General features: G+C 61.8%; 13 protein-coding genes. 6 read left to right on the plus strand and 7 right to left on the minus strand.

All coding sequences use genetic code 11. The annotated features are described in order from the left end of the window. Position 1 precedes the first annotated feature (1 nt). Both MJP36_RS08725 and MJP36_RS08730 read left to right on the plus strand, forming a co-directional pair. Complete coding sequence (locus MJP36_RS08725) at positions 2–1006, plus strand: ornithine cyclodeaminase family protein (protein WP_244385187.1); 1005 nt, start codon at positions 2–4, stop codon at positions 1004–1006. Then, positions 1003–2418: an aromatic amino acid lyase gene (locus MJP36_RS08730; protein ID WP_244385188.1), complete on the plus strand. Its 1416-nt coding sequence runs from the start codon at positions 1003–1005 to the stop codon at positions 2416–2418. The genes MJP36_RS08725 and MJP36_RS08730 overlap by 4 nt, the downstream gene beginning before the upstream one ends. On the opposite strand, the gene gstA is transcribed toward MJP36_RS08730, so the two are convergent. Further along, positions 2373–2969: a glutathione transferase GstA gene (gstA, locus tag MJP36_RS08735; RefSeq protein ID WP_244385189.1), complete on the minus strand. Its 597-nt coding sequence runs from the start codon at positions 2967–2969 to the stop codon at positions 2373–2375. The genes MJP36_RS08730 and gstA overlap by 46 nt on opposite strands. Positions 2970–3065: 96 nt before the next feature. Here gstA and MJP36_RS08740 point away from each other — a divergent pair, with 96 nt between their 5' ends. Next, positions 3066–3935: a LysR family transcriptional regulator gene (locus MJP36_RS08740; RefSeq protein ID WP_244385190.1), complete on the plus strand. Its 870-nt coding sequence runs from the start codon at positions 3066–3068 to the stop codon at positions 3933–3935. Positions 3936–4001: 66 nt separating this feature from the next. Here the strand turns inward: MJP36_RS08740 and MJP36_RS08745 are convergent, their stop codons facing one another. Beyond that, positions 4002–4514 (minus strand): hypothetical protein, encoded by a 513-nt coding sequence (locus MJP36_RS08745; protein WP_104994641.1) that lies wholly within the window; start codon positions 4512–4514, stop codon positions 4002–4004. A gap of 257 nt (positions 4515–4771) precedes the next feature. Here MJP36_RS08745 and MJP36_RS08750 point away from each other — a divergent pair, with 257 nt between their 5' ends. Next, positions 4772–5200, plus strand: coding sequence for a hypothetical protein (locus MJP36_RS08750; protein WP_104994640.1), 429 nt, complete (start codon positions 4772–4774; stop codon positions 5198–5200). Here MJP36_RS08750 and MJP36_RS08755 read toward each other — a convergent pair whose 3' ends face one another. The 4 genes from MJP36_RS08755 to gntR form a co-directional block, all read right to left on the minus strand. Next, positions 5201–6610: an MFS transporter gene (locus MJP36_RS08755; RefSeq protein WP_060754092.1), complete on the minus strand. Its 1410-nt coding sequence runs from the start codon at positions 6608–6610 to the stop codon at positions 5201–5203. It abuts the gene before it with no gap. 32 nt (positions 6611–6642) lie between these two features. Further along, positions 6643–7275, minus strand: a complete 633-nt coding sequence (locus tag MJP36_RS08760; protein WP_244385191.1) for a glutathione S-transferase family protein — start codon at positions 7273–7275, stop codon at positions 6643–6645. Positions 7276–7512: 237 nt separating this feature from the next. Further along, positions 7513–7752, minus strand: a complete 240-nt coding sequence (locus MJP36_RS08765) for a DUF6124 family protein (protein ID WP_060754090.1) — start codon at positions 7750–7752, stop codon at positions 7513–7515. A gap of 314 nt (positions 7753–8066) precedes the next feature. Then, positions 8067–9098, minus strand: a complete 1032-nt coding sequence (gene gntR / locus MJP36_RS08770) for an HTH-type transcriptional regulator GntR (protein ID WP_199777943.1) — start codon at positions 9096–9098, stop codon at positions 8067–8069. A gap of 213 nt (positions 9099–9311) precedes the next feature. Here gntR and MJP36_RS08775 point away from each other — a divergent pair, with 213 nt between their 5' ends. Together MJP36_RS08775 and MJP36_RS08780 are read left to right on the plus strand one after the other, a co-directional pair. Further along, complete coding sequence (locus MJP36_RS08775; protein WP_060754088.1) at positions 9312–9845, plus strand: gluconokinase; 534 nt, start codon at positions 9312–9314, stop codon at positions 9843–9845. Positions 9846–9929: 84 nt separating this feature from the next. Beyond that, positions 9930–11282, plus strand: a complete 1353-nt coding sequence (locus MJP36_RS08780; protein ID WP_060754087.1) for a GntP family permease — start codon at positions 9930–9932, stop codon at positions 11280–11282. An 86-nt stretch (positions 11283–11368) separates the two neighbouring features. Here the strand turns inward: MJP36_RS08780 and alaC are convergent, their stop codons facing one another. Further along, a complete protein-coding gene (gene alaC, locus MJP36_RS08785) occupies positions 11369–12586 on the minus strand; it encodes an alanine transaminase (protein ID WP_104994636.1) in 1218 nt (405 codons plus the stop codon). Between the last annotated feature and the right edge of the window lie 89 nt (positions 12587–12675).

Here is a 12675-nt window from a genome sequence, read left to right on the forward strand (position 1 = left end):
CATGCAACCGATCTACATTGATTTTCTCAACGGCCTCGATATCGACGAACTGGGCCTGACCAACGATGAAATCCTTACCGCCATTGAAGCCAGCCTGGCGATCCAGGGCCGCGGCGAAGCGGTGATTGAGCCACGTACCCACCTGATTCCCGGCGGCGAGATCAACGGCCACTTCAACGTATTGCGCGGTGTACTGGGCGGCGATATCGGCTACGCGGGCGTCAAAGTGGTGGGGGACTTTGTCGACAACTATCGCAAGGGGCTGCCCTCTGAACTGGCGATCCTCAACCTGCTGGACCCGGCTACCGGGATTCCCAAGGCGATCCTCGATGCCTCGGCGATCACCGACATGCGTACCGGCGCCATCACTGCCATCGGCGCCAAGTACCTGGCCCGACCCGACAGCAAAGTGTTGGCGCACATCGGTGCGCGTGGCACCGCATATTGGAATGTGCGCCTGCTCGACCACCTGTTCGACTTCGACGAAATCCGCGTGCATTCGCGGCGCAGTGAAAGCCGCGAAGCCTTTGCCGAACGCCTGCGCCAGGACCTGGGTAAATCGGTGATCGTCACCGAGGATTGGGAAACCACCGTGCGTGGCGCCGATATTGTGGTCGAGGCGTCACGCCTGGATCAGCCCGAACCGTTGCTGCGCACCGACTGGATCAGGCCCGGCGCGTTTGTGGTGCCCTACGGCACCATGAGCGCGGTGGAACTGTCGCTCACCGACATCATGAGCAAGCTGGTGGTGGACGATTGGGGCCAGTGTAAGGGCGGCCTGTTTGGTTCGCTGCGTGCCCATGTGGATGCCGGCAAACTCAGCGCCCAGACCCTCTATGCCGAACTGGGGCAGATCGTGGCCGGCTTGAAAAACGGCCGGGAAACGCCCGAGGAAACCATCCTGTTCTGGCACCGTGGCCTGAGCCTCAGTGATATCGCGCTGGGCCATGCGCTGTTGGAAAAAGCCAGGCAGTTGGGGATTGGCCAGCGGTTGCGTTGGGCATGATTCATCTCGGCCCTCAAGGTCTGGCACTCGCGGATTTGCTGGCGATTGCCCGCGAGGATGCAGCGGCGGATTTCACCGCGCAGGCCCGTCAACGTATCGATGAAGGCCACCGCCTGCTGGTGAAACTGGCGGCTGAAGGCACGCCGATTTATGGGGTGAACACCGGCCTTGGCGCAGCGGTGGATACGTTGGTCGCCCCCGTGCAGGCGAACATTCCGTTGGGACGGGCGGTGGGGTTAGGGCGCCTTGCCAATCGCCAGGAATTGCGTGCAATGATGGCGGCGCGTCTGGCCGGGTTGGCCCAGGGGCGTTCAGGCATTTCGCCGGGCGCGGCGCAGGCTTTACTGGCGTTGCTCAATAGCGGTGTCGAGCCGGATGTGCCGTTGATCGGCTCGCTGGGCGAGAGCGACCTGGCGCCGCTGGCGCACCTGAGCCTGGCGCTGTCGGTGCCCCTGACCGGTAAAGATGGTTTGGCGCTGGTCTCCGCCAATGCCGCCAGTGTCGGCTTGGGCGCGTTACTGGTGGCGCAGGCGCAGCGGGCGTTAGAGGCTTTGCTGGCCGCGTTGGCGTTGTCCTGCGAAGGCTACCGGGCCAACCTCAGCCCCTTCCAGCCGTGGGCCTCGCGCCTGCGGCCGGCACCGGGGCAAACCGAGCAGTCGGCGGCCTTGTTGCAACTGCTGGCGGGCGGTGAGTTGGCGGACAGTCCGCGCCGCCTGCAAGACCCCTTGAGCTTTCGCTGTGCCACGGTGGTACAAGGGGCGGCGCAGCAGGCGTTGCACCCCTTGCATGAACTGATTGAACTGGAACTGCGCAGCGGTGCCGACAATCCGGCGTTGATCAGCGAAGAGGCGCTGGTATTGGCCACCGCGAACTTCGACAGCACCCACCTGGCGTTGGCCGCCGAAAGCCTGGGCCTGGCCCTGAATCGAGCGGCGGCGTGCAGCGCTGAGCGCATTGCCAAATTGCTGTCGCCTGCCTCCAGCGATCTGCCGCGATTCTTGATCGCTCGACCGGGGCATGTCGGTATGGCGGCGTTGCAGCGCACCAGTTCGGCATTGGTGGCGCAGATCGGGCATTTGGCCAACCCGCTGCCGGCAGTGACTGTGCCGGTGGCGGATCGCGTCGAGGACTACGCAGGGCAGGCCCTGGCCGTCGTGGACAAGACCCGCCAGTTGACGGAGCGGGTGTTGTGGCTGGCCAGTATCGAACTGATCGTTGCCGCGCAGGCGGTGGATCTGCGCGGCGAATTGCGGCTGGGGCAGGGCACTCGGCAGATCCATGACACCGTGCGCAGCCAGGTGGCCCATCTGGACCAGGATCGCCCAGGCTCGGCAGATGTGCGGGTGTTGAGTGCCTTCATTTCGACTTATGGATTTTCGATTGCCAGTGCGGCAACGACCGCCGGGCGCTGACCCACGCGCTGCATGAACGCCTGCAATACCGGGTCCAGCTCGATAGTGTGAAAGGCCGCCCAACGCAGCACCACGAACAGGTAGGCATCGGCGACCGAGAATCGGGTGCCCAGCAGGTAATCCTGACGCGCCAGGGTGTGCACCAGAATCGCAAGGCGCTTGAGCAGCGTGGCCTTGAACAGCGCCTTCACGTCATCCGGGATGGCGCTGTTGAAGAACACGCCCAGCCCGCCATGAATTTCGCTGGCGGTAAAGTTCAGCCATTCCTGCAAACGCACGCGTTCCCAGCTGCCATTGGCGGGAGCCAGGCCGGCCGTGGGTTTCAGGTCGGCCAGGTATTGCAGGATCGCGCTGGCTTCGGTCAGTACCTGGCCGTTCTCCAGTTGCAGCGCAGCCACGTAGCCCTTGGGGTTGATCTGCAGGAAGTCCTCGCCGTCGGCAGTGATCTTGGCCCTGTTGTCGACCTGCACCAACTCGAACGGCAGGGCCAATTCGCGCAATATGATATGCGGGGCGAGTGAGCAGGCGTTGGGGGCGTAATACAGTTTCATCGGGGACAGCTCCGTGGGATTTGCGCCAGTTTCACGGGCATGGCACCGTGCGTAAAATTAAACCTTCAGAGCCCTGCCATAAGGACAGCTACTGTCATGATGAACCTGATGCACTGGCGCTTGCTGGTCGCTGTCGCCGACCATGGCAGCATCACTGCCGCTGCCGAATGCGTGGGCATGACTCAGTCCGCCGCCAGCCAGGCCATGGCCGGGATGGAGGCGACGCTGGGCGCGCAACTGTTTACCCGTGAGCCACGCAAGACGCTGCCCACCGCACTGGGGCTGAGTGTGATCGAACAGGCGAGAGTCATGATGGGCGCGCTGCAGGCGATTCGCAGCACCGTCGATGAAGCCCGGCCCATGTTGCGTGGGACACTGCGCATTGCCAGTTTCCCCATCGTGCTGCAGACCTTTCTCAGCCCGTTGTTGCAGCGTTTCAAGCAGCTGTATCCCGGCATCGAGGTCACCACCCTGGAAGTCACGGATGACGAGGTCAATACCTTGCTTGACGCCGGGCTGATCGACTTGGGCGTGGTGCTCAACCCCAAGCCCGAGCGCAAGGCCACGGTGTTGGGGCGCGACCATTGGACAGCGGTGGTGCCCGCGCAGCATGCACTGGCCCAGCGCCCGGCCGGAGCGGTGGTGACATTGGAGGAATTGCTGGAACAACCCTTTGTACTCGCCACCGGCGGCTGCACCGTCAACGCCGGCAGCCTGAGCGCCGAGGCCGGGTTGGCGTTACGCGATGCCCGCGTGGAAGTGCGCGAATGGAGCAGCGCCTTCAGCCTGGTCCGCGAAGGGATTGGTGTCACGCTGGTCCCGGAAATGACCCTGCCGGCTCAACGCCAGGGGTTGCGCGTGATGCCGCTCAAGGCCCCGGTACAGCGTGAGTTCTGCCTGGTGGGGCCGCCGAACCGGGAGCCGGGTGCTGCTGCGCAGGCTTTGTTGAACATGCTGGTTAACTGAACCGCGTCCTGAAATCCAGCAAGCCCGCGTTATCGTTGAGGTTTTTCGCGAGCAACGATTTGCGGCTTAGATCGCCGCCAGGGTTTCTTTCACCGCCTGCACCTGTGGGTCGGCGGTTTTCGCCGCTACCTGCTGATCCTGCTGTTGCTTGATGCGCTCAGCCACTTCCTTGGAAATCGCGTCCTGCTTTTCCTGTGGCAGCTTCTGCACATCCTCTTCGGTCAAACCCTGCTCCTTGAGGAGCTGTTCGCGAATGCGTTCGGCCGGCGATTTGCTCATGTAGTCGGTGAAATCTTCGCGGGCGGTCTTGCCGGTCGACCCGGTGGCCGGCACGTCAGAGGTCGCGCTCGTCGCTGCCGTGCTGGCCTGCAGTTGTACGCGGGTCTTGGCGAAGGCTTCATCGATACGGTCATTGGCCTTGTCCAGGTCCTTCTGCGCGGCCGGCACCGTCACGCTTTGCTGCGCCGCCTGCAGGGCGCCGCTGTACAGCGTGCTGGCGGCCGCGTTGGCGGGGTCCATGTCGGGGCGCTTGATGTGTTGGATCGTCGATACGGCTTGGGCGTTGTTGTTAACCAGCATGATCGCTCACCTGTGCAAATGTTCGGTGGCACAGCTGGAGCAAATAGTGTGCCGGGGGCGATGGGCCCGGTTTTATGGGGGCGTAGCCTTATCCAAGAGGCAATCTTCGTCCGTTCAGCGGTCATTCGTTGCCGCAGACTGGCAATGGCCGGGGACTGTCTGGCTGAAACGTTTCTCTGTGGGATTTCACAGTATTCAACCGCTTCGACTTGCCGTTGAATCAGCTGTGTGGTTAATCCGGAACCAGGAGAAATGAAATGACTGATAAACGAGGCCCTATTGGTAGCGTCTATGTGAAGGCTCAATTTTCGGGCGAACCCAAAGCCTTTCACACTGAGGAGGCGATACACTTCTATTCGGGCCGCTACTACCAAATCATGGGGACTACAAAGGAGGGGCTGCCGACTCTGACTGTATTCAGCACATTTGAGTTCGAGCCGACAAAATTTTACACGCTGGTCGAGAATCCCGAAAAAGAGGGACAGGCCGGGTTAATGTTCTCTCACGAGATTCCTGGTGGAATAAAAACTACCCATTACGAAGGGCAGATGCGTTTAGTCGCCGAAGCGGATGCTCTGCATGCCGATTTTGAGGGTTCTTCAATCGTTCAGTCGGGCAGTCAACCCGCTCAGACGATCAAAGGTTCGTATCGTGTGCGCTATCGCTCGCAGCGTTCAACCCGCTGATCAGTGAGCAATATTCTCCAACGCCAGGTTACGCGTACGCGGCCCGAACCCACCGATGGTGAGCATCACGATCAGCATGCTGCCGGCAATGAACGCAAGCACCCCTGGTGTGCCCAGGTGTTCGAGGATAAACCCGATCAGCAGGCTGCTGAACACCGTGGACAAGCGGCTGAAGGAGTAGCAGAACCCCACGGCGCGCGCACGGATGTTGGTGGGGAACAGCTCGCTTTGATACGAGTGATAGCTGAAGCTCAGCCACGCATTGCAGAAGGTGATCATCACCCCGCAGAGCACCAGCCCCACCGCCGTGGTCTGCAGGGCGAACAGGCTGCCGAAGAGCATCGCGCCCAGGGCCGAGCCGACGATCTGCCATTTGTTTTCAAACCGGTTGGCAAACTTCACGAACAGCAAAGGCCCCAGCGGGTAGGCGAGGGTGATGATGAAGGCGTACATCAGGCTGTGGGTCACGCTGACGCCCTGGCCCGAAAGCAGCGCCGGCAACCAGTTGCCGAAACCGAAAAAGCCGATGGCCTGGAACACATGGAACACGATCAGCATCAAGGCGCGGCGGCGGTAGGGCGGTTGCCAGATATCGGCAAAACGGCCGCTGCCTTGCACGCTGACCGCCTCGGGCTCGGGTGGGTCCAGCGGTTTGCCGTGGTCTTTCCGGCAGCGTGCCTCCAGGCTGTCCATGATTGCATCGGCTTGTTCGAATCGACCTTTCTGGGCGAGCCAGCGGGGTGATTCCGGCAAGCGTTTACGCAACCACCAGATAAACAGTGCAAACACCGCGCTCGACAGCACCACCCAGCGCCAACCGGCCACCCCGAACGGCGCCTGGGGCACCAGCCACCACGACATCAATGCCACCGCCGGCACCGACAGAAACTGGATAAAAAACGCGAAGGCAAACGCCGAACTGCGCATGCGTTTGGGCACCAGTTCCGAGAGGTAGGCGTCGATGGTCACCAGCTCGATGCCCAGGCCAATGCCCACCAGAAAGCGCATGCAGATGATGCCCAGCGCCGAGGTCTGGATGCCCATCAACACGGTGGCGACGGTGTACCAGATCAATGCAAAGGTGAAGATCGCCCGTCGCCCGAAGCGGTCTGCGATGGGGCTGAGCAGGCTGGCGCCGAGGAACAGGCCGAGGAAGGTCGCCGAGGCGAACGCGGCCTGGTCGGAGAACCCGAACACGCCGCCGCTGCCGGTGGCAAACAGGCCGTCCTTGATCAGGCCGGGGCTGATGTAGGCGGTCTGGAACAAATCATACAGCTCGAAAAAACCACCGATCGACAGCAACGCCACCAGGCGCCAGACGCTGGCCACGGCAGGCAGGCGGTCGATGCGCGCGCTGATGTGGGCGGCGCGGATCGGGTCGATACCGTCGGTGGCGGAAGGTGAATGCATGGGCGTGGTTCCGAACGTCATGGCGTGATTGATCAGTTGTGACCGTCGAGCGCATAGGCCTGGAAGCCTGGGCGCTGGCTGAGCCGCTGGTAGTAGGCCGCGACCGCAGGGTAGGGCGGATGCTCCAGCGGCGCATTCCACCAGCGATGCACCGAGAGGCCGACGAGGATATCGGCCAGGGTGAATTCATCACCGGCGACGTAGGCACCGGTTTTGGCCAGTTGCTGTTCCAGCAGCCCCATTTTTTCATTCCAGGCCTGCACGCCGGCGCTGAGGCGTTGCGGGTCTTGGTAATCCGGGTTCTTGCGCACCAGGGCATGGAACGCATAACCCCAGGAGGGGTTGAGTTCGGTGGCTTGCCAATCCATCCATTGCTCCACCCTGGCGCGGGGGGCGGGTTCGGCGGGCAGCAAGTCATGGCGTTGGTACAGGCCGACGAGGTAGCGGCAGATGGTGTTGGATTCCCACAGCACGCCGTGGTCATCGATCAGCACCGGCACCTGGGCATTGGGGTTGAGGGCGAGGAACTCGGCGGCTTGAGTGGGCTTGAAGCCAATGCCCCAGTCCTCGCGCACATAGTCGATGCCCAGTTCCTGGCAGGTCCACAGTACTTTGCGTACGTTGATGGAGGACGTGCGGCCGAGGATTTTCAGTGAGTGTCCCATGGTGCTTCCCTTGCAGTGGAGAGAGGCCAATCTAGCACGACGAAACAATTTGTAAGCAATACCCTGTAGAGCGAGCTTGTCGTGGCGAGGGAGCTTGCTCCCGCTGGGCTGCGAAGCGGCCCCAAACCGTGCGATCGATATGTGTCAGATACACTTCGTCAACCGGTCTGGGAGTGCTTCGCACTCCAGCGGGAGCAAGCTCCCTCGCCACACAAGCTCGTTCCTGCAGAGGGCGTGTCAGTAGCGGGGCGTGTGCTGGTCCATGGCTTTGCCCACCAGCAACACACTCAGTTCGCTGAGCTGGTGGATGGCCAGGGCGACATCGCGGTGTTTGCCTTCAAGGTCATCGGACAGGTCAAGCAGCAAGGTGCTGACGGAGCACACGGTTTCGTAGCTGTTGATCAGCAGGGTTTCGGTGGGGACATCGGGGATGAGGGTGAAGAGGGTGGTTGGCGGCGTATCGATTTCTTTGATCATTGGATAGTCCAGGAATTGGCCACCGCCTCTTCGCTACTAAACGAGGGTGGCAGCTGTACGCAGGTTAGTAGACCGGTGGACTCCAAAGCCGGCGCACCCAAGGGTGCCCTACGCACAGCCGCCATCAAACATTTCGCTGAGGCTTGTGCACTGAGAAGTCCGAACATGGGCTACTAAACCCGGTCACCGAGAAATTCAGCGACCGGCAAACCTTAGAGACCCCCTTCCAGGCGCACAAGCCGGCGGATTCTGACCTAAGCGTAGGCAGCCGGGCAAGGCGCCTGGCGCAATGTCGGCCGTGTCCTACAGGCGTCCTACGTGCTTTCCCGCACCTGCAATTCAAACCCCATATCCACCACCGGCTTGGCGATCTTGTTACCCGCCATGATGCTCAACAAATGCTCCGCTGCACGTCGCCCGATCGCCTCACGCGGGGTGCTGATGCTGCTCAGGCGCGGCACCATGAAGGACGATGCCGGCAAGTCGTTGAAGCCCAGCACCGCCACGCGCTCCGGTACCTTGATGTTGTGGCGCAGGGCCTCCAGCAGTGCGCCCTGGGCCAGGTCGTCGTTGCCGAAGAAGATCGCGTCCACATCGGGATGGCTTGCCAGCATCTGCAAGAACAGCTCGCCGCCCAGGCCCACGGAGGAGGGGCGTGGTGTCAGCAGCTCCAGCGCCGGGTCGTACAGGCCTGCCTGTTGCAGTGCGCGGCGGAAGCCTTCGCCGCGCAGTAACGTGCGTTGGTCCAGCTGCGCGCCGATGTAGGCCAGGCGCTTGCGCCCGCGGGAGAGCAAATGCGCGGCCGCCGTTTCACCGGCCGCCAACTGTGAAAACCCCACGCAGTTCACGCCGGCGTGCGGGTCCAGGTCCATCATGTAGACGCAAGGCACCTGGCTGGACTCGACCATTCGTCGCGCGCTTTCAGTCCGATCAAAGCCGGTCAGCAGCAAACCCCGTGGCTGGTAGGCCATGTAGTTGCGCAGCAGGTTTTCTTCTTCATCGCGCGAGTAATGGGAGTTGCCGATCAGTACTTCAAAGCCCTTGGGCCGCAGTACCTGGTGGATGGCTTCGAGGGTTTCGATAAACAACAGGTTGGACAGCGACGGCACCAGCACCACCACCGAATGGCTTTGCGCCGAGGCCAGGGCGCGGGCGGCGGGGTTGACGACGTAATTGAGTTCACTGGCGGCGTGTTGCACTTTTTCCACCAGTTCAGTGGCCACGGTGCTGATGCCGCGCAGCGCGCGCGAGGCGGTAATCGGGCTGACGCCGGCCAGGCGGGCGACTTCATTGAGGGTCGGGCGACCCGTGGTACGCATTTTTTTATCGTTCTTGGAGGTCATCAGGCGGCTTGCCAAACAAAAATCGAGGCACTAAGGTAGCGCTGTCTCCAAAAGGCTGCAAATGCTTGAACGAAGGGTTGCCTGATCCCGTTCAAATCGCTGGAGAGGATGCACGCGTCACTCCATAAAAAAAGACAAGACGGCGCGGGAAAAGCCTGTTTTTGCACTAGCCTTACAGCGTGCAAAGGTAGCGCTATCTGCGTCCTGAGGTGTTTCATGAGTCAACCTGTTACCGCCCTGGTCATCATGGGTGTTTCCGGCTGTGGCAAGTCCAGCGTCAGCGAGGCCCTGTGCCGCCTGAACGGCGCCACCGCCATTGAAGGCGACAGCTTTCACCCTGCCGCCAACATCGAAAAGATGAGCGCCGGCCACCCTCTCAACGACGACGACCGTGCCGGTTGGCTCGACATCCTCTGCGATGAACTGCGCCGCGCACTCAAGGCCGGCGAGCATCCCGTGCTCACCTGTTCGGCGCTTAAAAAGAAATACCGCGACCACCTGCGTGAAGCCGCGCCGGGCCTGGGTTTTGTGTTCCTGGAACTGACCCGGGCCGTGGCCGCCGACCGTGTGTCCCATCGCCCCGGGCATTTCATGCCGGCCAGCCTGATCGACAGCCAGTTCGCCACCCTTGAGTCGCCGAAGGGCGAACCGCTGACCCTGGCGCTCAACGCCAGTGAAGACAGCGTCGAGGCCCTGGCCCGGCAGACCCATGCCTGGTGGCTGCAACACGGCTTTGAACCTACTCATTAATTTTTTGCCGGAAAAGATAGCGCTATCCCCGGCAGGAAATTCAACACCCGCTTTAATAACAACAACAAACAGGAGAGACCCCCCATGTTTGGCATGTCCCACGAGTCCTACCTGCTGCTAGATGCAGTGGTCACCATTATCGGACTGATCGTCTTGATCACCCGGTTCAAAGTTCACCCCTTTATCGCGTTGATCATCGCCGCAGGTTTCCTCGGCCTGACCTCGGGCATGCCCGTGGACAAGATCATCAAGGCGTTCCAGGACGGCTTCGGCGGGGTGCTCGGCTTTGTCGGCATCATCCTCGCGCTGGGCACCATGCTCGGCAAGATGATGGCCGAATCCGGTGGCGCCGATCAGATCGCCCAGACCCTGATCCGTGCCTTCGGCAAGGCGAAGGTGCAGTGGGCCATGATGTTCGCCGCGTTCCTGGTGGGCATCCCGCTGTTCTTCGAGATCGGTTTTGTGTTGCTGATCCCGCTGGTGTTTATCGTCGCCCGGCGTACCGGCGTCTCACTGATCAAGATCGGCATCCCGTTGCTCGCCGGCCTCTCGGCGGTGCACGGCCTGGTACCACCGCACCCGGGTCCGTTGCTGGCCATCGGCGTGTTTGGCGCGGACATCGGCAAGACCATCCTCTACGGCCTGATCGTCGCATTGCCGACGGCCATTATTGCCGGCCCGATCTTCGGTACGTTCATCGCCAAGTACATCCCCGGCAACCCGTCCCAGGAGTTGGTCGACCAACTGGCCCGCGAGACGGACAACAAGTCGCTGCCCAGCTTCAGCGTCACGCTGATCACCGTGCTGCTGCCGGTGTTCCTGATGCTGCTCAAAACCTTCGCTGACATCGCCCTGCCGGATGGCCATGCCATTCGCAACTGGATGGACATGATCGGCCACCCGATCACGGCGTTGTTGCTGGCGTTGCTGCTGTCGCTGTACACCTTCGGCCATCGCCAGGGCATCGGTTCCAAGCAGATCCTCAAGCTGCTCGACGCCAGCCTGGCTCCGACCGCCGCGATCATCCTGATCATCGGTGCCGGTGGTGGTTTCAAGCAGATGCTGGTCACCAGCGGCGTGGGTGACGTGATCGGCCATATGGCGGTGACTGCGCAGATCAATCCGATTCTGCTGGCGTGGCTGGTGGCGGCGGTGATTCGCGTGGCAACCGGTTCGGCAACCGTGGCGACGATTACTGGCGCCGGGATCGTGGTGCCGGTGGTCGGGATGATCCCAGGGGTCAACCGTGAGCTGCTGGTGTTGGCGACGGGGGCGGGTTCGTTGATCTTGTCTCACGTCAACGATGCGGGGTTCTGGCTGGTGAAGCAGTACTTCAATATGACCGTGGCTGAAACGTTCAAGACCTGGACGGCGATGGAAACCATCCTGTCGGTGGTGGCGTTGATCTTCATCATGCTGTTGTCGCTGGTGGTCTAAACCCCAGAACTTGGGGTTAAACCGAATGCACATGTGGGAGGGGCGGTGGGACGATTCGACTTGCCCCCTCCCACATTTTGACCGAGTCAGGCGCCGGTTTTCGGGGCTAGCCCATCCGCCCTGAACATCCCGCGAATCCCGCGCACGGCCTGGCGAATCCGGTCTTGGTTCTCGATCAGTGCAAAGCGCACGTGATCATCCCCATACTCACCAAAGCCGATCCCCGGCGACACGCATACCTTCGCCTCCAGCAGCAGTTTCTTGGCAAATTCCAGCGAGCCCATGGCGGCATACGCCTCGGGAATCTTGGCCCACACGTACATCGATGCCTTCGGGTTTTCCACCATCCAACCCAGCTCATGCAGGCCCTTGACCAGCACATTGCGGCGTTGGCGGTACTGCTCGGCAATATCCTTCACGCACTGCTGGTCCCCTTCGAGCGCGGCAATCGCCGCCACTTGCAGCGGGGTGAAGGTGCCGTAGTCGTGGTAGCTCTTGATACGCGCCAGGGCGCTGACCAGTTCCGGGTTACCCACCATGAAACCAATGCGCCAGCCGGCCATGTTGTAGCTCTTGGACAGGGTGAAGAACTCCACCGCAATGTCCTTGGCGCCCGGCACCTGCATGATCGACGGGGCTTTCCAGCCGTCGTAGACGATGTCGGCATACGCCAGGTCATGGATGACCAGCACGTCGTACTGCTTGGCCAGGGCGATCACGCGTTCGAAGAAGTCCAGCTCCACGCACTGCGCGGTGGGGTTGGACGGAAAGCCCAGGATCATCATTTTCGGCTTGGGGATCGAGCCGCGAATCGCGCGTTCCAGTTCGGCGAAGAAATCCACGCCGGGCACCAGCGGCACCGAGCGCACCTGGGCGCCGGCAATCACGGCACCGTAGATGTGGATCGGGTAGCTTGGGTTGGGCACCAGCACGGTATCGCCCTGGTCCAGGGTGGCCAGCATCAAGTGCGCCAGGCCCTCTTTGGAACCGATGGTGACAATGGCTTCCGATTCGGGGTCGATGTCCACTTCATAACGGTCCTTGTACCAGCGCGAAATGGCGCGGCGCAGGCGCGGAATGCCTTTGGAGGTGGAGTAGCCGTGGGTGTCTTCACGCTGGGCGACGGTGACCAGTTTTTCCACGATGTGCGGTGGAGTAGGGCCGTCGGGGTTACCCATGCTCAAGTCGATGATGTCTTCGCCGCGCCGACGCGCAGCCATCTTCAGCTCGGCAGTGATATTGAAAACATAGGGGGGGAGTCGATCTATGCGCGCAAAGCGGCGCGGCGAACCTTGGTCTGCCATTGTTGCCTCGAGGTACGTAAGCGCCCGGAACCGTCCGAGCGACGTCGGCCACTGCGGTGGCCTGCGGGGCAGACAATACGGTCGATGAT

It is taken from the genome of Pseudomonas palleroniana (assembly GCF_022836895.1).
GTDB lineage: Bacteria > Pseudomonadota > Gammaproteobacteria > Pseudomonadales > Pseudomonadaceae > Aquipseudomonas > Aquipseudomonas palleroniana.